We start from the raw sequence: 18147 nt of genomic DNA on the forward strand, positions 1-18147 counted from the left end.
GCGGTGGCGCGGGCGCTCACCGCGCGCGGCCTGCGGGTCACGGTGTTCGCCCGGACCGAGGCGCAGGTGCGCGCGGTGGTGGCGGAGGGCGGGGCGGCGCGGGCCGTGGCCGGGGACGTGCGCAGCGCGGCCGCGGTGGAGCGGCTGGTGGCGGAGCACGAGGCCGCGCTCGGGCCGCTCGACGTGCTGGTGAACGGCGCCGGGATCCTGGCCCGCGGGCTCGCCGAGCACACCGCGCCGGAGACCTTCCGCGAGGTGCTGGACGTCAACCTGGTCGGGCCGTTCCTGTGCGCGCGCGCGGCCATCCCGGGCATGAAGGCGCGGGGGAGGGGACGGATCGTGAACGTCGCCTCCATCTCCGGCACCGTCGGCACCGCCGAGGCCGCCGCCTACAACGCGTCGAAGTGGGGGCTCATCGGGCTCACCCGCTGCCTGGCGGAGGAGCTGCGCGACCACGGCGTGCAGTGCGTGGCCGTCTCGCCGGGCTCCACCGACACCGAGATGCTGGCCCGCACGCCGTTCCCGCCGCGGATGAGCGCGGACGAGGTCGCGCGGGTGGTGGTGTTCGCGGCGCTGGACGCGCCCGACGCCATCACCGGCGCCAACCTGGAGGTGTACGGATGACCGACGCCCGCGACGCCGCGCTGCGCGAGCTCGAGGCCGCGTTCCCGCGCGAGCGGCTGGTGCGCGATCCCGAGCGGCTGGAGGCGTACGGCCGGGACGAGTCCGACCTGGGCGCGCGCCCGCCGGACGCGGCGGTGCTGGTGGAGTCGGCCGAGGAGATCCGCGCGATCTTCGCCGTCGCGAGCCGGCACCGCGTGCCGGTGATCCCGGTGGCGGCGCGCAGCGGCAAGTCCGGCGGCGTGCTGGCGCTGCACGGCGGTATCGCGGTCTCGCTGGAGCGCATGAACCGGATCCTGGAGATCTCGCCGGAGGACCTGGTGGCGCGGGTGCAGCCGGCGGTGGTGACCGGGGTGCTCCAGGCCGAGGTGGAGCGGCACGGGCTGTTCTACCCGCCCGATCCGAACTCGCTGGAGATGTGCACCATCGGCGGGAACGTGGCCGAGAACGCCGGCGGCCCGCGCGCGCTGAAGTACGGCGTGACGCGCGAGTACGTGCTGGGCCTCACCGCGGTGCTCCCCACCGGCGAGATCCTGCGGGTGGGCAAGCGCAGCATCAAGGGCGTGGCGGGCTACGACGTCACCGCGCTGCTGGTGGGCAGCGAGGGGACGCTCGGGATCGTGACCGAGGCGACGCTCAAGCTGCTCCCCCGGCCGCGCCACGTGGCGACCGCGCTGGTGGTGTTCGCCTCGGTGGCGGAGGCGGCGCGGGCGGTCAACGAGGTGCTGCAGGGCGGGATCCTGCCCCGCTGCCTGGAGCTGCTCGACGACGTCTCGCTGGCCGCGGCCGCGAAGACCTCGCCCTACCGCTTCCCGCCCGGCGCCGGCGCGGCGCTGCTGGTGGAGACCGACGGCAACGACGAGGAGCAGGTGTTCGCCGAGATCGTGCGGCTGGCCGAGAAGGTCCAGGCCCACGCCCAGGGCGAGGTGATCGTGGCGCAGAACGAGGCGCAGCGGCGCGACGTCTGGGAGACGCGCCGCTACCTCTCGGTGAACCTGAAGGCGCTGCACCCGCTGAAGCTCTCGGAGGACGTGGCCGTCCCGCGCTCGAGGATCCCCGAGATGATCGCGCGCGCCAAGGCGGTCGGGGCGCGGCTCGGGCTCACCGTCGCGACCTACGGCCACGCGGGCGACGGCAACCTGCACTGCAACGTCCTGTTCGACCGGCCCGAGGAGCGCCCGCGCGTGGACGAGGCGGTGGCCGCCATCCTGCGCGACGCGGTGGACCTGGGCGGCACCATCACCGGCGAGCACGGGGTCGGCGTCGCGAAGCGCGACTTCCTCGAGTACGAGCAGGGCGCCGAGGTGGTGGCGCTGGAGCGCCGGCTCAAGGCCGCGTTCGACCCGCTCGGCATCCTGAACCCGGGCAAGATCTTCCCCGAGCGCTGACGCGAACGGGGCACGGCCCTCGCCGCGCGCGGGGCCGGGCTTCGCCCGTCCGGCGCGGCCGGGCAGGGTGGGCGCGGGGGCGCCCGGCCGGGTTGACCCCGCGCAAGTCGCTGAGGTGGCTCGGTTCTTTGCGCCAGATCGCCGCAGCGCGGGTATTGGGGACGGGTCCGGTCCACAATAAACCGAGTCGTTTCGCGGCGTTGGCTCACCACGGCGGCTTGACAAGCCATGCCGCGGTCCGGCATAGCTGTGGCCCCATTTTAGATCCCCGTCAGGAATTGGCGGGGCGCGCCAAGGGTACATTCACCGGCGCGGCGGGTCCGGCAGCCGCACGCGCAGTCACAGCAGGCACCTCACAGGGAGACGAAGGGCGACATGTCCACACAGACGGCCAAGCACAAGGTCGAGCAGGTCGAAACCGTCACGATCCGCTTCGTCGGCGACTCCGGCGACGGCATGCAGCTCACCGGCACCGAGTTCACCAAGGCCAACGCGCTGGCCGGCAACGACCTCGCCACCTTCCCGGATTACCCCGCCGAGATCCGCGCGCCAGCGGGCTCGCTCTTCGGCGTCTCCGGCTTCCAGCTCTCGTTCGGCGCGAACGAGGTCCTCACGCCGGGCGACCAGCCGGACGTGCTCGTCGCGATGAACCCGGCCGCGCTCAAGACGAACCTGGCCGACCTGCGCCACGGCGGCATGCTGATCGTGAACGCGGGCGCCTTCACCGACTCGAACCTCGAGAAGGCGAACTACAAGACGAACCCGCTCGAGGATCCGGCGCTGCAGTCGAACTACCGCGTCGTCCTCGTGGACATGAACAAGCTCACCGAGGCGGCGCTGGAGGGGACGGGCCTGTCCTCGAAGGAGGTCGCGCGCTGCAAGAACTTCTTCGCGCTCGGCCTCATGTACTGGCTCTACAGCCGCCCGGTCGACCCGCAGCTCGCGTCGATCAAGCGGAAGTTCGCCAAGAAGCCCGAGTTCGCCGACGCGAACGCCAAGGTCTTCATGGCGGGCCACGTGTTCGGCGAGACCTCCGAGCTCTTCCACGAGCGGTACCAGGTGCCCGCCTCGAAGCTCGCGCCCGGCACCTACCGCAACGTGACCGGCAACTTCGCCACGGCGCTCGGCTTCGCCACCGTGGCGCAGCTCACCGGGCGCACGGTGTTCCTGGGCAGCTACCCCATCACGCCCGCCACCGAGATCCTCCAGGAGATGGCGAAGTTCAAGGAGTACGGCGTCGTCACCTACCAGGCCGAGGACGAGATCGCCGGCATCGGCTCGGCCATCGGCGCGGCCTTCGGCGGCGCGCTCGCCTGCACCAGCACCTCCGGCCCGGGCCTCGCGCTCAAGTCCGAGATGATGGGCCTCGCGGTGATCACCGAGCTCCCGCTCGTGATCGTGGACGTGCAGCGCGGCGGCCCCTCCACCGGAATGCCCACCAAGACGGAGCAGGCCGACCTGCTCCAGGCGCTCTTCGGGCGCCACGGTGAGTCGCCCATGCCGGTGATCGCGGCGCAGAGCGCGGCCGACTGCTTCTGGGCGGCCATCGAGGCGATGAAGATCGCCACCAAGTGGATGACGCCGGTGCTGCTGCTCACCGACGGCTACCTCGCGAACGGCTCCGAGCCGTTCCGCGTCCCGTCCCCGGACGAGCTGCCCAAGCTCACGGTGAAGTACCAGACCGAGAAGAACTACGCGAACGGCACGCAGTACATGCCGTACCTGCGCGACGCCAAGCTCATCCGGCCCTGGGCCATCCCGGGCACGCCCGGCCTCGAGCACCGCGTGGGCGGCCTGGAGAAGGACGCGCTCTCGGGCATGGTCTCGTACGACGGCAACAACCACGAGAAGATGGTCCTCACCCGCGCCCAGAAGGTCCGGAACGTGGTCGAGGACGTGCCGGACGTCGAGGTGTACGGCGAGAAGAGCGGGGACCTGCTGCTCGTCTCCTGGGGCGGCACGTTCGGCTCGGTCCGCGGCGCCGCCGAGGCGCTGCAGGCGGCCGGGAAGAAGGTCTCCCACGTCCACCTGCGCTGGCTGAACCCGCTGCCGAAGAACCTGGGCGAGGTGCTGCGGCGCTTCAAGAAGGTGTACGTGCCCGAGGTGAACGGCGGGCAGCTCGCCTTCTACCTGCGCGGCATGTACCCGGGCGTCGATCCGGTCCAGTACAACCGGATCAACGGCAAGCCGATCAAGATCCACGACCTGGTCGCCAAGGTCACCGAGGCCCTCTAGGCCGCCCGGAAAGGAACGAGGAACACATGAGCACGAACGGTCAGACGGTCACCGCGGCGCTGCCGGTCTACACCAAGAAGGACTTCGAGTCCGGCGTGGACCCGCGCTGGTGCCCGGGCTGCGGCGACTACTCCATCATCAACCAGATCCAGAAGACGCTGCCCTCGGTGGGCGTGAAGCGCGAGAACATCGTCTTCATCTCCGGCATCGGCTGCAGCTCGCGCTTCCCGTACTACATGAACAACTACGGGATGCACACGCTGCACGGCCGCGCGCCGTCCTTCGCCTCCGGGCTGAAGGTCTCCCGGCCCGAGCTGCAGGTGTGGATCATGACCGGCGACGGCGACGCGCTCGCCATCGGCGGCAACCACTTCATCCACGCGATGCGGCGCAACCTGGACATGAAGCTGGTCATGTTCAACAACCGCATCTACGGCCTGACCAAGGGCCAGGTCTCGCCGACCTCCGAGCTGCACAAGAAGACCAAGTCCACGCCGGACGGCTCGCCGGACTACCCGTTCAACCCGCCGCTGCTCGCGCTGGGCGCGGGGGCGACGTTCGTCGCGCGCGCCATCGACGTGGAGGGCGTGCACATGGGCGGCGTGCTCAAGGCCGCGGCCGACCACAAGGGCAGCACGTTCGTCGAGGTGTTCCAGAACTGCCCGGTGTTCAACGACGGCGCCTACACGTTCCTCACCGAGAAGGCGAACAAGGCCGAGGCCCAGGTCCGCATGGAGCAGGGCAAGCCGCTGCTGTTCGGCAAGGACAACAAGAAGGGCCTGCGCATCAACCACCAGCGGGGCGAGCTCGAGGTGGTCGTGCTCGGCGAGAACGGCATCACCGAGAAGGACATCCTGGTCCACGACGCGACCCGCGAGGACCCGACCATCGCGTACATGCTGGCGGGCCTGGCCGACAAGGCCGGCTTCCCGACGCCCATCGGCGTCTTCCGCAACGTGCAGAAGCCGACCTGCGAGGAGATGACCTGGGAGATGATCGACGCCGCCAAGGCGAAGCCGGGCGCGGGGCAGCTCGCCAAGCTGCTCGCCGGCAACGACACCTGGACCATCAAGTAGCGGTCCGTCCTCACGCTCCGTGAGCATCGGAGGCCGGCGCCCGCCCCGGGCGCCGGCCTTCGTGCGTCCGGGGCCCGCGCGCGCGGCGGCGGACGTGGACCGATCCGGTGCACGAAGCCGCGCGGCGAAAAGCGCAGTATCCGCGGCGGCGGAGCGCGCCGCCCGCGCCGCCGCCGTTCACGGTGGGTGCGTCACCCGCAAAATCGATTGAATGGGTGCATTTTGTCCGACATTCGCGGAAATCGTCGGGAATTTGCCAAACATTGATCGCGGTCCAATGACGCCACGCCCCGGTCTGGTACGAGAGCGGCCTCTCTCAAACGCCCGGCCGACCGGGCACCGAGGACCGGAGCATGAGTGCGACTTCGCCTGCCGCGAAGAAGGACAAGAAGTTTCGCGGCGTCGTGGTGATCAACCGCGAGACTTGCAAGGGGTGCGCGTTCTGCGTGGAGTTCTGCCCGCTGGGCGCGCTCGAGCTGGAGAGCGACTACAACGCCAAGGGCTACCACCCGCCGTTCCTGGCGAAGCCGGAGCTGTGCAACGGCTGCGACATGTGCGGGCACTTCTGCCCCGATTTCTCGATCTACGGCTACCGCGAGAAGCTCGAGCAGGTTGCGGCCTAGGAGGCCCGAAGAGACATGTCCAACGCGAATCCTTCCGGCACCCTGACCGGCAGCCACTACCTGGACGGCGACCACGCCTGCAGCGAGGGCGCCATCGCCGCCGGCTGCCGCTTCGCCTCCGGCTACCCCATCACGCCCTCGACCGAGGTGGTCGAGCGCCTCTCCGCGCGCTTCCCCCGCGTCGGCGGCCGCTTCATCCAGCTCGAGGACGAGCTGGGCGCGTCCATCGCGCTGCTCGGCGCGGTCTGGGGCGGCGCCAAGGCCTGCACCGTCACCTCCGGCCCCGGCTTCTCGCTGATGATGGAGCACATCGGCTACGCCGCCATCACCGAGACGCCCTGCGTGTACATCAACGTGCAGCGCGCCGGCCCGTCCACCGGCCTGCCCACGCAGCCGGCCCAGGGCGACATGATGCAGGCGCGCTTCGGCTCGCACGGCGACTACCGCCTCATCGCGCTCTGCCCGAACTCCCCGCAGGAGTGCTTCGACCTGACCGTCGAGGCGTTCAACCTGGCCGAGGAGTTCCGGGTCCCGGTGCTGGTGATGCTCGACGAGGTGGTCGGGCACATGACCGAGAAGGTGGTCATCCCGCCCGCCGAGCAGATCAAGGTGAGCGAGCGCCGCTACACCAAGAAGAAGCCGGGCGAGGGCTTCAAGCTGTTCGAGGCCGCGAACGGCAGCATGGTCCCGGAGATGGTCAAGGCCGGCGACGGCTACCGGATCCACGTGACCGGCCTCACCCACGACGATCGCGGCTACCCGGCCATGAACGTCCCGACGCACGAGAAGATGCAGCTCCGGCTGCAGGACAAGATCGTCGAGAACGCCGACCGCATCGTGCGCTGGGAGGAGAAGGACCTCGACGGCGCCGACGTGGTGGTGGTGAGCTTTGGCATCACCTCCCGCGTGGCCGAGCGCGCCATCAAGGCGGCGCGCGAGCAGGGCGTCAAGGTCGGCTCGTTCCGGCTCATCACCGCCTGGCCGTTCCCCGAGAAGCAGATCGCGGAGCTGTCCAAGAAGGTGAAGGCGTTCGTCGTGCCCGAGCTCAACCTCGGCCAGATGGCCCTCGAGGTGGAGCGGGTGGTGGCGGGCCGCACCAAGGTCGTGCCGGTGCCGCACGTCGGCGGCACGGTCCACAACCCCGAGACCATCCTGAACAAGATCCTGGAGTCCGTGCGATGAGCGAGCCCGTCAAGCCCAACCCGACCTCGAAGTACCTCCGGACCGAGCGGCTGCCGTCGATCTGGTGCCCCGGCTGCGGCATCGGCACCACGGTGAACTGCTTCACCCGCGCGCTCGACGGCTCCGGCTTCGACCTCGACAAGGTCGCCATCGTCTCCGGCATCGGCTGCACCGGCCGCGTGGCGGGCTACCTGAACCTCGACTCGTTCCACACCACCCACGGCCGCGCCATCCCGTTCGCGACCGGCCTGCAGATGGCCAACCCGGACCTGAAGGTGGTGGTCTACTCCGGCGACGGCGACCTGTCCGCCATCGGCGGCAACCACCTCATCCACGCGGCCCGGCGCAACGTGGACATGCTGGTGGTGTGCGTGAACAACTTCACGTACGGCATGACCGGCGGCCAGGTCACGCCCACCACGTTCCAGACCGCGGTGGCGTCCACCACCCCGTACGGCGCCTACGAGGAGACGTTCAACCTGCCGCGCCTGGTCGACTCCTGCGGCGGCGTCTACGTGGCGCGCTGGACCTCCTACCACGTGAAGCAGCTCGCCAAGTCGATGGGCGAGGCCCTGAACAAGAAGGGCTTCCGCTTCATCGAGATCCTCTCGCCCTGCCCGACGCTCTACCTGCGCCGCAACAAGCTCGGCGAGGGGCTCGACGAGATGAAGTTCTACAAGGAGAAGAGCGTCATCAAGAACGGCGCGTCCACCACCGAGACCGACCTCGACTACCGCAAGGAGATCGTGGTCGGGACCTTCGTGAACCGTGAGCGCCCCACCAACGTCGAGGCGATGGAGGCCCGCATGAGCGAGGTCCTCGGCGCCAAGTACGTTCCCTACGAGTCCCCCGGCAAGAAGCCGGCGTGGGCGTGATCGGGAGAGACGACATGGGTCCCACGGAGATCAAGATCGGCGGGCTGGGCGGCCAGGGCGTCATCCTCGGCGGCATCATCATCGGCAAGGCCGCCGCGCTGTTCGACGACAAGCACTCCTGCCTGACGCAGGCGTTCGGCCCCGAGGCGCGCGGGTCGGCGTGCAGCGCGCAGGTGGTGGTGGACGCGGAGCCGATCCTCTACCCCTACGTCCACAACCCGCACCTCATGGTGGCGATGTCCCAGGACGCGTTCGCCAAGTTCTCGCCCGAGCTGCGCAAGGACGGGACGCTCATCATCGAGGAGGACCTGGTGAAGCCGACCGGGCTGCCCTCGACGGTGAAGGTGTACGCCATCCCGGCCACGCGCATCGCGGAGGAGCTGGGCAAGAAGATGGTGCTGAACATCGTGATGGTGGGCTTCTTCACCGCCATCACCGGGCTCGTCTCGGAGCAGGCGGCCCGCGAGGCGGTGAAGGACTCGGTCCCGCCCGCCACCATCGACCTCAACATGAAGGCGTTCGACCGCGGCTTCGCGTACGGCAAGCAGCTGCTCGCCGGCCCGAAGAACTAGCGGACGCCACCGCCGCACCGGCGCGCCGGGTCCTCGCGGGCCCGGCGCGCTCCTGCTTCAGCGCGCCGCGCGCCCGGCGCAGGCCGCCGCCCCGCGCAGGCTGGTCCGGCACGCCTCCAGCCCGGGCGCCGCCTCGACGCACCGCTCGCAGGCGGCCACCGCCTCGCCGCAGCGGCCCAGCCGCACCAGCGCGGTGCAGAGCCCGTGCAGCGCCTCGGGGTACGCCGGGGCGAGCTCGGTGGCGCGCCGGTAGCCGCGCTCCGCCGCCGCCCAGCGCGCCTCCAGGTCGTCCACCAGCGCGAGGTCGTGGTGGGCGGAGGCGCGCCCGGGATCGGTCTCCAGCAGGTGCAGCAGCTCGCGGCGCGCGGCGGCCAGCCCCGCGGCGCGATCCGCGCCGGGCGCGAGCGCCCGCCGGAGGAGCGCGCGCGCCAGGTTCTGGCGCGCGTCGGCGAGGTCCGGATCGAGCCGCAGCGCCTCCCGCAGCGCGCCCTCGGCGCCCCGCGCGTCGCCGGCGGCGAGCAGCGCCTCGCCCAGGTTGGCGTGGGCCTCCGGGAAGTCGGAGCGCAGCCGCAGGGCCCGCTCCAGGTGGCGCATCGCCGCCGGCAGGTCGCCGCGGACGCGCGCCACCACCGCCAGCCCGTTCTCCGCCTCGGGGAAGTCCGGGTCGAACGCGAGCGCGTGCTCGAACGCCACCTCGGCGCGCTCCGGGTCGCCGCCGGCGAGGTGGCGGTACCCGCGCTCGACCTCCTCGGCGGCGCGGGGGTGGAGGCGCGGCACGGCGGCGCAGGCGGGGGCGAGCAGCGCGGCCGCGAGGGCGGCGGCCAGCAGGGTGGACGGAGCGGGGCGGGCGCGGCGGGGCGGGGGAGGGGTGGGCATGCCCGCCGCCCCTGCGCGCCCCGTGCCGACGCCGCACCCTGCGTGAACGGCCCGCGCGCGTCCGGCGCCCGGGGGACGCGGCCGCGCGGCGGCCGGGGCGTCCGCCGCGCGCACCGGGTGGCGCCAATTGACACTATATCGACGGTCACATACGTTCGCGGGGCGTTGGCAGCCGTCCCCGAGGGTTCGCCCCCATGGCGCGAAAGAAGATCTCCACGACGGTCTACATCACCCCTGAGCAGGACGAGCGGCTGAAGCTGCTCCACGCCCGCACCAAGGTGCCCGTCGCCGAGTACATCCGGCAGGGCATCGACCTCGTGCTCGACAAGTACCGCGGGGCCCTCCCCGGCCAGCTGACGCTCGAGGACGTGGGCGAGGCGAAGAAATAGATTGCGAGCGGCATGAGCGAACAGCGAGCGGTCATCCTCGGCGCGGCCGGGTTCATCGGCAGCCACCTCAGCGATCGTTTCCTCGCGGAAGGCTGGCGCGTCACCGGCGTCGACAACCTCATCACGGGTACGCTCCGCAACCTGGAGCACCTCGCCCGGGAGCCGCGCTTCGACTTCATCCAGGCCGACGTCTGCGCGCCGCTCGCCATCTCGGGGCGGGTGGACGCGGTGCTGGACTTCGCGTCCCCGGCGTCCCCGGTGGACTACCTCCGGCATCCCTTCGAGACGCTCCACGTCGGCTCGGTCGGGGTCGAGAACGCGCTCGAGCTGGCGCGCCGCAGCGGCGCCCCGTTCCTGCTCTCGTCCACCTCGGAGGTGTACGGCGACCCGCTCGAGCACCCGCAGCGCGAGAGCTACTGGGGGAACGTGAACCCGGTTGGCCCGCGCGCGGTGTACGACGAGGCGAAGCGCTTCGCCGAGGCCATCACGGTCGCGTACCGCCGCTACCGCGAGGTGCCGGTGCGCATCGCGCGCATCTTCAACACCTACGGGCCGCGCATGCGGCTCGACGACGGCCGGGTGGTGCCGACGTTCGTGGCGCAGGCGCTCCGCGGCGAGCCCATCACCGTGTTCGGCGACGGCACGCAGACGCGCAGCTTCTGCTACGTGGACGACAACGTGGAGGCCATCTGGCGGCTGCTCCACAGCGACTGCCAGGAGCCGGTGAACGTGGGCGACGACCACGAGATGACCGTGCTCGAGTTCGCGCAGGCCGTGCAGCGGCTGGTGGGGCGCACCGTGCCCATCGAGCACCGGCCGCTCCCGCAGGACGACCCGCGGGTCCGGCGGCCGGATCTCACGCGGGCGAGGGAGCGGCTGGGCTGGGCGCCGCGGATCGGGTTCGAGGAAGGGATGCGCCGGACCATCGACTGGTTCCGCGCGCACGTCTGAGGGCGGGGGAACGGCATGGGCAAGCGCATCCTCATCACCGGCGGGGCCGGCTTCATCGGCTCCACCGTCGCGGATCTCTTCGTGGAGGCGGGCTGGGACGTCGCGGTCCTCGACGACCTCTCCAGCGGCAAGCGCGAGAACGTGCCCCGGGGCGCGCGCTTCTACCCGGTGGACGTGCGCAGCGCGGCCGCCGCGGAGGCCGTCCGCAAGGAGCGGCCGCAGGTGATCTGCCACCACGCCGCGCAGATCGACGTGCGGCGCTCCATGGCGGACCCGCGCTTCGACGCCGACGTCAACGTGGGCGGCCTGCTCAACCTCATGCAGGCGGCGGCCGCGGCGGGCTCGGTGGAGCACGTCCTGTTCGCCTCCTCCGGCGGCGCCACCTACGGCGACACCGAGGTCATCCCCACGCCGGAGACCCACCCGCAGGCGCCGGTCTCGCACTACGGCGCGGCGAAGGCCGCGAGCGAGCTGTACCTGGGCGTCTACCGGGCGGCGCTGGGCATCCCGGTGGCGGCGCTGCGCTACGCGAACGTGTACGGGCCGCGCCAGGACCCGCACGGCGAGGCGGGCGTGGTGGCGATCTTCTCCGGGCGGCTGCTGGACGGGCAGCCCTGCACCGTGTACGGCGACGGCGGGCAGACCCGCGACTACGTGTTCGTGGGCGACGTGGCGCGCGCGAACCTGCTCGCGGCGGAGCAGCGCCACGACGGCCCGCTCAACGTGGGCACCGGCGTCGAGACCGACGTGAACGCGCTCTACGCGCACCTGGCGCGCGCCGCCGGCGTGGACCGCCCGGCGGAGCACGCGCCGGCGCGGCCGGGCGAGCAGCGCCGGTCGTGCATCGACCCGTCGCTCGCCGGCAGGGCGATCGGCTGGAGGCCCGAGGTGCCGCTGGCGGACGGGCTTTCCCGGACGCTGGAGTGGTTCCGGGCCCGGCGCGGCTAGCCGAGCCCCGATTCGCCGAGCTCGTGGTTCGACGGGCTCACCACGAGCGAGGTCACTCCTCGACCGTGGCAGCCGGTACGCCCACGGGCACCGGCTCCGCCCGCGGCGCGGCCGCCACCGGCACGTCGTCCACCACGTCGGGCGGCTCCTCGCGGTCGTCGCGAGGCACCGGGCCCGCCAGGATCCGCTCCAGCTCGGCGCTCGCGGACAGGTGCTGCTCGGCCGTGAGCCGGCCGGCCGCGCGCATCCGGTCGAGCAGCCGCCGCGAGCGGCGCTTCAGCCAGGTGGACGGGCTGGAGAGGTCCACGCGGCGCGGCGCCGGGAGCATGCTGGCGAGGACCACCGCCTGCGCCGGCGTGAGCGCCGCGGCGCTGGTGCCGAAGCGCGCCCGCGCGCCGGCCTCCACGCCGAACACGCCGTCGCCCAGCTCGACCACGTTCAGGTAGAGCGCGAGGATGCGGCGCTTGGGGAGCTCCCGCTCCAGCTTGACCGCCAGCAGCGCCTCCTTGAGCTTGCGCCACAGGCTCTTCTCGGTGCCGAGCCACAGGTTCTTGGCGAGCTGCTGGGTGATGGTGGACGCGCCGCGGGCGAAGCTGCGCTTCTCGAGATCGTGGGCGGCGGCCTCGCGGGTCGCCTCCCAGTCGATCCCCTCGTGGCCGTAGAAGTTCGCGTCCTCGGAGAGCAGCACCGCCTGGACCATCGGGCGCGAGACGCGGTCGAGCGGCACCCACGCCTGGCGCGGCCGGAACGCGCGCCGCTTCTCCTTCGCCTCGGCGCGCCGCTGCTCGATGAGCGCGGTGGTGCGCGGGTTGTCGCGCGCGAGCGGGGCGGGGTCGGGGAGGGCGACCCAGAGGAGCGCGAGCCCCGCGACCGAGATCGCGGCCGCGGCGGCGGCGTAGAGGAGGGGGCGCGGGACGCGCCGGCGGCTCCGGGCGGCTGGCATGCGGCGCACCTTAGCACCTGGACGGGAGGCGCGAGAGGGGGCGCCCGGCCCGCGCGCCGCGGCGGTCCGCCCGGCCGGACCGGCGGTCGCACCCGCGCGCCGGCGCGCGGGCGGCGCCGGCGAGTTATCCAATGGTGAACGTCGTCCCGCTCGGGAACCCGTTCGGCGCCTTGACACATACGGGGCGGATTCTTAAGTCCGGGCCACCGCATCTCGAACGGAATTCACTGCCCGGCCCAGGGGCCGACGGAGGCAATCATGGCAGACGTGAAGCGCTACACCCCGCACGACTTCTCCAAGGTGCGCGGCCTCACCGGGATCTCGGACAAGCAGATCGAGGAGCACCTCAAGCTGTACGAGGGCTACGTGAAGCGCACCAACGCGCTCACCGAGAAGCTCCAGGGGCTGTGCAACGAGGGCAAGGCCTCCGGCGCCGACCCGGTCTTCGCCGAGCTCACCCGCCGCCTCGGCTTCGAGTACTCCGGCATGGTGAACCACGAGTACTACTTCGCGAACCTCGCCCCGGGCGCGCAGGCCGAGCCGCCCGCCGGCGGCAAGCTCCGCAAGGCGATCGAGGCGTCGTTCGGCAAGTACGAGACCTGGCTCGCCGACTTCCGCGCCATCGCCACCATGCCGGGCATCGGCTGGGCCATGACGTTCCAGGACCCGAACACCGGCTGGCTCTCGAACCACTGGCTCACGCTGCACGAGAACAACGTGCCGGTCGGCTTCCGGCCGGTGCTGGCGCTGGACGGCTGGGAGCACGCGTTCATGCGCGACTACCTCGCCACCGAGCGCGCGAAGTACGTGGACGCGTTCTTCAAGAACGTGAACTGGGAGGCGGTCGAGAAGCGGATCGCGTAGCGGTCGCCGGACGTCCCCGCGGCCCGGATCGCGCGAGCGGTCCGGGCCGTCGTGCGTCCGGGACCCGCGTTTGACCTCGCCGCGCGCGCTCGCCTACGCTCCGCCCGTGCCCGCCCCCGACGCGCCCGCCCGCCTCGCCGCGCTCCGCCGCCGCCTGCTCGAGTGGTGGGACGCCGGCCACCGGCCGCTGCCGTGGCGCCAGCCGCAGCGCGGCGCCGACCCGTACCGCGTCTGGCTGGCCGAGGTGATGCTGCAGCAGACGCAGGTCGCCACCGCCACGCCCTACTGGCTGCGCTTCGTGGAGCGCTGGCCCACGCTCGAGGCGCTCGCCGCCGCGCGCGACGAGGACGTGCTCGCGGCCTGGAGCGGGCTCGGCTACTACGCGCGCTGCCGCAACCTGCTCGCGGCCGCGCGCGAGGCGCTGCGCCGCCACGGCGGCCTGCCGCCCTCCCACGACGCGCTGCGCGCGCTGCCGGGGTTCGGGCCGTACACCGCCGGCGCGGTCGCCTCGATCGCGTTCGCGGCGCCGGTGCCGGCGGTGGACGGCAACGTCACGCGCGTGCTGTCGCGGCTGTTCCTGGTGGAGGGCGATCCCGCCGCGCGCGCCGCCCGCGCGCGCGTGGCCGCGCTCGCCGCCGCGCTGGTGGACCGCGAGCGGCCCGGGGACCTGAACCAGGCGCTCATGGAGCTGGGCGCGACCGTCTGCCGGCCCAGGCCGGACTGCGCGCGCTGCCCGGTGGCGGCGCGGTGCGCGGCGCGGGCCGCCGGGCGCGCCGCGGAGCTCCCGCCGCCACGGCGGCGCCCGGAGAAGGTGCGCCAGGTGCTCGCCTGCGCGGTGGTGGTGCGCGAGGGCAGGGTGGCGCTGGTGCGGCGCCCGGCGGCGGGGCTGTTCGCCGGCCTGGCGGCGTTCCCCGCGGCCGAGGTGGCGCCGGGGACGGCGGCGGGCGCGGCGCTGCAGCGCGAGGCCCGGGCTCGCCACGGGCTCCGGCTGCGCGCGGGCGAGGAGCTGGCGCGGGTGGAGCGGGTGCTCACCCACCGCCTGCTCGAGCTCCGCGCGCTCCGCTGCTCCCTCGCACGGACGTCGCCCGACGAGGGGGTCCGCTGGGTCCCCGTGGACGCGCTCGAGGATGCCGGGCTCCCGGCGGCCATGCGCGCGCTCGCCGCGACGGTCCGGGACGCGCTCGGGCAGGCCGCGCCACCGTCCGGGGGAGCCCGCGCGCCGGGGCGGGCGCGGGCCCGCGCGAATTCGCTCGCACCTCCGAGCGATTTCGTGTAGAAGCGCGGCCTTCCGGGCGGCATCCGGGAGGCTGCAGCGCGCGTCGAGGCCCGAGTTCGGGAACCGCTTGACACGTGTGGGCTCCTCCGTATAATTCGCCGCCCTTACGACGGGATTTGTCCTCCGACGCCCCCGTGCCGAACGCCGGGGCGTTTCTGTTGAGAAAAAGAGCTCGCACACGATGCCGACGATCAGCCAGCTGGTGCGCAGGGGCCGCGAGAGGCTCCAGGTGAAGAAGAAGGCCCCGGCCCTCAAGGAGTCGCCGCAGAAGCGCGGCGTCTGCACGCGCGTCTACACGACGACGCCCAAGAAGCCGAACTCCGCGCTCCGCAAGGTCGCCCGCGTGCGCCTCACCAACGGCTTCGAGGTGACGAGCTACATCCCCGGCGTCGGCCACAACCTGCAGGAGCACTCGGTGGTGCTCATCCGCGGGGGCCGCGTGAAGGACCTCCCGGGCGTTCGCTACCACATCATCCGCGGGACCCTCGACGCCGTGGGCGTGCAGGGCCGCAAGCAGGGCCGCTCGAAGTACGGCGCCAAGCGCGCGAGCTAGCCTCGCGGACAAGGAAACGGTTCGATGCCTCGTCGTCGTGAAGTCGAGAAGCGGAAGATCCTCCCCGATCCCAAGTTCCAGGACCGGATCGTGGCGAAGTTCGTCAACAACCTGATGCGCAAGGGCAAGAAGTCCACCGGCGAGCGCATCATCTACGGCGCCTTCGATCAGGTCGAGGCGAAGCTGAAGGACGATCCGCTCAAGGTGTTCAAGAAGGCGCTCGACAACGTGAAGCCGGTCGTCGAGGTGAAGAGCCGCCGCGTCGGCGGCGCGACGTACCAGGTGCCGGTCGAGGTCCGCCAGGACCGCCGCACCGCGCTCGCGATGCGCTGGCTCATCGAGTACTCCCGCGGCCGTGGCGAGAAGACCATGGTGGAGAAGCTCGCGGGCGAGATCATGGATGCGGCCTCGAACCGCGGCAACGCGGTGAAGAAGCGCGAGGACACGCACAAGATGGCCGAGGCCAACAAGGCCTTCGCGCACTACCGCTGGTAAGGAGAGACCCGGAGGAATCGAGGAGAGAGCAGGGGGCCGGCTCGGCCGGCAGGGTTCAGGGAACCCGCTTCGCTCTTTGACAGCTCGGTCGTTGGTCACGGCGCCGCCCAGGGCGGCCCGGTTCTGCGTTCGCACGACGGTTCAGGAAGGTCCAGATGGCCCGCATCACACCACTCGAGCGCTACCGCAACTTCGGCATCATGGCGCACATCGATGCCGGCAAGACGACCACGACCGAGCGGATCCTCTTCTACACCGGCGTCACCCACAAGATCGGGGAGGTCCATGAGGGCACCACCGTCATGGACTGGATGGAGCAGGAGCGCGAGCGCGGCATCACCATCACGTCCGCCGCGACCACCGCGTTCTGGCGCGACCACCGCCTGAACATCATCGACACCCCCGGCCACGTCGACTTCACCATCGAGGTGGAGCGCTCGCTGCGCGTGCTCGACGGCGCGTGCGCGGTGTTCGACGCGGTCCAGGGCGTCCAGCCGCAGTCCGAGACGGTCTGGCGGCAGGCGGACAAGTACGAGGTCCCCCGCATCTGCTTCATCAACAAGATGGACCGCGTCGGCGCGGACTTCTTCCACGCCGTCGACACCATCCGCGAGAAGCTGGGCGCGCGCCCGCTCCCGCTGCACGTGCCCATCGGCGCCGAGGACAAGTTCCGCGGCATGGTCGATCTCCTCAAGATGAAGGGGATCACCTTCGACGACGAGACCATGGGCGCGAAGTACCAGGAGGTCGAGATCCCGGCCGACCTCCTCGAGCAGGCCAAGGAGTACCGCGCCAAGCTCGAGGAGACCGTCGCCGAGATCGACGACGACCTGATGGCGAAGTACCTGGACGGCAAGGCGCTCTCGAACGACGAGCTGATGCGCGGCATCCGCCGGGGCACCCTGGAGATGAAGTTCTTCCCGGTGCTCTGCGGGACGGCGTTCAAGAACAAGGGCGTCCAGCAGATCCTCGACGCGGTGGTGGACTTCCTGCCGAGCCCGCTGGACATCCCCGCCATGAAGGGCGTGGACGCCAAGGGCAACGACGTCGTCCGCAAGACCTCCGACGCGGAGCCGTTCTCGGCGCTGGCGTTCAAGATCATGAACGACCCATTCGTCGGGAACCTCACGTTCTTCCGCGTGTACTCGGGCAAGCTCGAGGCCGGGTCCTACGTCTACAACTCGACGAAGGACAAGAAGGAGCGCATCGGCCGGCTCCTGCAGATGCACGCGAACAAGCGCGAGGAGATCAAGGAGGTCTACGCCGGCGACATCGCCGCCGCCGTGGGCCTGCGCGCCAGCACCACCGGCGACACGCTCTGCGCCGAGGACGCCCCGGTGATCCTGGAGCGGATGGAGTTCCCGGAGCCGGTGATCCACATCGCCATCGAGCCGAAGACCAAGGGCGACCAGGACAAGATGGGCGTCGCCCTGCAGCGGCTCCAGATGGAGGACCCGTCCTTCCGCGTCCACACCGACGAGGAGACCGGCCAGACCATCATCGGCGGCATGGGCGAGCTCCACCTCGAGATCCTGGTGGACCGCATGTTCCGCGAGTTCAAGGTCGAGGCGAACGTCGGCAAGCCGCAGGTGGCCTACCGCGAGACCATCACCAAGACGGTCGAGGCCGAGGGCCGCTACATCCGGCAGACCGGCGGCCGCGGCCAGTACGGCCACTGCTGGCTGCGCCTCCACCCGCAGGAGCCGGGCAAGGGCTTCGAGTTCGACAACGCGATCGTGGGCGGCGTGATCCCGAAGGAGTTCATCTCGCCGATCCAGAAGGGCATCGAGGAGGCCATGACCTCCGGCGTGCTCGCCGGCTACCCCATGGTCGACCTCAAGGTCGAGGTGTTCGACGGCAGCTACCACGACGTCGACTCCTCCGAGATGGCGTTCAAGATCGCCGGCTCGATGGGCTTCAAGGAGGGCGCCGCCAGGGCCTCGCCCGTCCTGCTCGAGCCGATCATGGCGGTCGAGGTCACCACGCCCGACGACTACATGGGCGACGTCATCGGCGACCTGAACTCGCGTCGCGGCAAGATTCATGCGATGAACCCCCGCGCGGGCGTCCAGATCATCGAGGCGCACGTCCCGCTGGCGGAGATGTTCGGCTACGCGACGGACCTTCGGTCGAAGACCCAGGGCCGCGCCACCTACAGCATGCAGTTCGCGCACTACGCGCAGGTCCCCGCGAGCATCGCGGAGACCATCGTCACCAAGGCGAAGGGCGTCGCCGCCGGCGCGAAGTAGCGCCGCGTACGTCAACGGAAGAGAGGAAGCC

The 18147-nt window shown here is 71.5% G+C and carries 18 protein-coding genes; 16 read left to right on the forward strand and 2 right to left on the reverse strand.

Going from position 1 to position 18147, the window contains the following annotated elements:
• The 8 genes from PSR1_RS13375 to PSR1_RS13410 all read left to right on the forward strand — a co-directional run.
• A partial coding sequence (locus PSR1_RS13375) for an SDR family NAD(P)-dependent oxidoreductase (RefSeq protein ID WP_152643351.1) occupies nt 1–624 on the forward strand: 624 nt, incomplete at its 5' end.
• The gene (locus tag PSR1_RS13380) at nt 621–2009 is read left to right on the forward strand and encodes an FAD-binding oxidoreductase (protein WP_059438032.1); all 1389 of its coding nucleotides are present in this window, start codon (nt 621–623) and stop codon (nt 2007–2009) included. The genes PSR1_RS13375 and PSR1_RS13380, both read left to right, overlap by 4 nt.
• A gap of 375 nt (nt 2010–2384) precedes the next feature.
• Nucleotides 2385–4244 (forward strand): 2-oxoacid:acceptor oxidoreductase subunit alpha, encoded by a 1860-nt coding sequence (locus tag PSR1_RS13385; protein ID WP_059438033.1) that lies wholly within the window; start codon nt 2385–2387, stop codon nt 4242–4244.
• 26 nt (nt 4245–4270) lie between these two features.
• The gene (locus tag PSR1_RS13390; protein WP_059438034.1) at nt 4271–5320 is read left to right on the forward strand and encodes a 2-oxoacid:ferredoxin oxidoreductase subunit beta; all 1050 of its coding nucleotides are present in this window, start codon (nt 4271–4273) and stop codon (nt 5318–5320) included.
• Nucleotides 5321–5673: 353 nt separating this feature from the next.
• Nucleotides 5674–5943: a ferredoxin family protein gene (locus tag PSR1_RS13395; RefSeq protein ID WP_012525960.1), complete on the forward strand. Its 270-nt coding sequence runs from the start codon at nt 5674–5676 to the stop codon at nt 5941–5943.
• Nucleotides 5944–5958: 15 nt separating this feature from the next.
• Nucleotides 5959–7125, forward strand: coding sequence for a 2-oxoacid:acceptor oxidoreductase subunit alpha (locus PSR1_RS13400; protein ID WP_059438035.1), 1167 nt, complete (start codon nt 5959–5961; stop codon nt 7123–7125).
• Nucleotides 7122–8000 carry a 2-oxoacid:ferredoxin oxidoreductase subunit beta gene (locus tag PSR1_RS13405; protein WP_011421011.1) on the forward strand — a complete coding sequence of 293 codons (879 nt, stop codon included), beginning with the start codon at nt 7122–7124 and terminating at the stop codon, nt 7998–8000. Before PSR1_RS13400 ends, PSR1_RS13405 begins: the two co-directional genes overlap by 4 nt.
• Nucleotides 8001–8014: 14 nt before the next feature.
• On the forward strand, nt 8015–8572 hold the full coding sequence (locus PSR1_RS13410; RefSeq protein WP_059438045.1) for a 2-oxoacid:acceptor oxidoreductase family protein: 558 nt from the start codon (nt 8015–8017) through the stop codon (nt 8570–8572).
• Between the two features lie 57 nt (nt 8573–8629).
• On the opposite strand, the gene PSR1_RS13415 is transcribed toward PSR1_RS13410, so the two are convergent.
• The gene (locus PSR1_RS13415) at nt 8630–9448 is read right to left on the reverse strand and encodes a tetratricopeptide repeat protein (protein ID WP_059438036.1); all 819 of its coding nucleotides are present in this window, start codon (nt 9446–9448) and stop codon (nt 8630–8632) included.
• 194 nt (nt 9449–9642) lie between these two features.
• Between PSR1_RS13415 and PSR1_RS13420 the strand changes: the two genes are divergently transcribed.
• The 3 genes from PSR1_RS13420 to PSR1_RS13430 are packed head-to-tail and all read left to right on the forward strand — an operon-like array spanning nt 9643 to nt 11736.
• Nucleotides 9643–9837 (forward strand): ribbon-helix-helix domain-containing protein, encoded by a 195-nt coding sequence (locus PSR1_RS13420; protein WP_059438037.1) that lies wholly within the window; start codon nt 9643–9645, stop codon nt 9835–9837.
• 12 nt (nt 9838–9849) lie between these two features.
• Nucleotides 9850–10788 (forward strand): UDP-glucuronic acid decarboxylase family protein, encoded by a 939-nt coding sequence (locus tag PSR1_RS13425; protein WP_059438038.1) that lies wholly within the window; start codon nt 9850–9852, stop codon nt 10786–10788.
• Nucleotides 10789–10803: 15 nt separating this feature from the next.
• Complete coding sequence (locus tag PSR1_RS13430) at nt 10804–11736, forward strand: NAD-dependent epimerase/dehydratase family protein (RefSeq protein WP_059438039.1); 933 nt, start codon at nt 10804–10806, stop codon at nt 11734–11736.
• 52 nt (nt 11737–11788) lie between these two features.
• Here the strand turns inward: PSR1_RS13430 and PSR1_RS13435 are convergent, their stop codons facing one another.
• Nucleotides 11789–12679, reverse strand: a complete 891-nt coding sequence (locus PSR1_RS13435; protein WP_059438040.1) for a biosynthetic peptidoglycan transglycosylase — start codon at nt 12677–12679, stop codon at nt 11789–11791.
• A gap of 258 nt (nt 12680–12937) precedes the next feature.
• On the opposite strand from PSR1_RS13435, the gene PSR1_RS13440 reads away from it, so the two are divergent.
• The 5 genes from PSR1_RS13440 (at nt 12938) to fusA (ending at nt 18116) form a co-directional block, all read left to right on the forward strand.
• Nucleotides 12938–13543: a superoxide dismutase gene (locus tag PSR1_RS13440; protein WP_059438041.1), complete on the forward strand. Its 606-nt coding sequence runs from the start codon at nt 12938–12940 to the stop codon at nt 13541–13543.
• 106 nt (nt 13544–13649) lie between these two features.
• Nucleotides 13650–14819 (forward strand): A/G-specific adenine glycosylase, encoded by a 1170-nt coding sequence (gene mutY, locus PSR1_RS13445; protein WP_237757947.1) that lies wholly within the window; start codon nt 13650–13652, stop codon nt 14817–14819.
• 181 nt (nt 14820–15000) lie between these two features.
• Nucleotides 15001–15372, forward strand: coding sequence for a 30S ribosomal protein S12 (gene rpsL / locus PSR1_RS13450; protein WP_011421003.1), 372 nt, complete (start codon nt 15001–15003; stop codon nt 15370–15372).
• 24 nt (nt 15373–15396) lie between these two features.
• Nucleotides 15397–15867 carry a 30S ribosomal protein S7 gene (gene rpsG, locus PSR1_RS13455; protein ID WP_012525971.1) on the forward strand — a complete coding sequence of 157 codons (471 nt, stop codon included), beginning with the start codon at nt 15397–15399 and terminating at the stop codon, nt 15865–15867.
• A 155-nt stretch (nt 15868–16022) separates the two neighbouring features.
• The gene (gene fusA / locus PSR1_RS13460) at nt 16023–18116 is read left to right on the forward strand and encodes an elongation factor G (RefSeq protein ID WP_059438043.1); all 2094 of its coding nucleotides are present in this window, start codon (nt 16023–16025) and stop codon (nt 18114–18116) included.
• The last annotated feature ends 31 nt before the right edge of the window (nt 18117–18147 follow it).

Origin of the sequence: Anaeromyxobacter sp. PSR-1, assembly GCF_000964525.1 — a bacterium.
Classification (GTDB): Bacteria; Myxococcota; Myxococcia; order Myxococcales; family Anaeromyxobacteraceae; genus Anaeromyxobacter.